The 900-nt window shown below is 62.7% G+C and carries 1 pseudogene; it reads left to right on the top strand.

Annotated features, from left to right (window positions below):
• Positions 1–73: 73 nt before the first annotated feature.
• Positions 74–900 (top strand): annotated as a pseudogene (locus tag KM295_RS16790) (GTP-binding protein); the annotation flags it as partial.

Genomic DNA, 900 nt, shown 5'->3' on the forward strand with positions numbered 1-900 from the left:
GCTACAAGGGATTGACCCGGATATTTGCCTCAGTGGCGGTTGGTCCCAGATCATTAAAAAACGTATATTGAATGAGGAAGCCGAAGAGAAGGGCAAAGGCGGCTTCGAGTTCGCCTACGTGATGGACAACCTCGCTCTCGCTCCTCGGCGAGGTGTCACCATCGACATCGCCCACCAGGAGTTCGACACCGACGAGTATTATTTCACCATCGTCGACTGTCCGGGCCACCGCGACTTCGTCAAGAACATGATCACTGGCGCGAGCCAGGCCGACAACGCGGTGCTCGTCGTCGCGGCCGACGACGGCGTCCAGCCCCAGACACAGGAACACGTCTTCCTGGCCCGTACGCTCGGTATCGACGAACTCATCGTCGCGGTCAACAAGATGGACCTCGTCGATTACGAGGAAAGCAAGTACAAGGCCGTCGTCGAGGAGGTCAAGGAACTGCTCCAGCAGGTCCGGTTCAACGTCGACGACGCCGAGTTCATCCCGACCTCGGCTTTCGAGGGCGACAACGTCTCCGAGGATTCGGAGAACACGCCCTGGTACGACGGGCCGAGCCTGCTCGAGGCGCTCAACAACCTGCCGGAGCCGCAGCCGCCGACGGACGCGCCGCTGCGACTGCCGATCCAGGACGTTTACACGATCTCCGGTATCGGTACCGTCCCGGTCGGACGTGTCGAGACGGGGATCCTCAAAACGGGCGAAAGCGTTTCCTTCCAGCCCTCGGACGTCGGCGGCGAGGTCAAGACGGTCGAGATGCACCACGAAGAGGTCCCGCAGGCCGAGCCCGGCGACAACGTCGGGTTCAACGTCCGCGGCATCGGCAAGGACGACATCCGCCGCGGTGACGTCTGTGGCCCCGCCGACGACCCGCCGACGGTCGCCGAGACCTTCCA

It is taken from the genome of Natronomonas aquatica, from assembly GCF_024449025.1.
GTDB lineage: Archaea > Halobacteriota > Halobacteria > Halobacteriales > Haloarculaceae > Natronomonas > Natronomonas aquatica.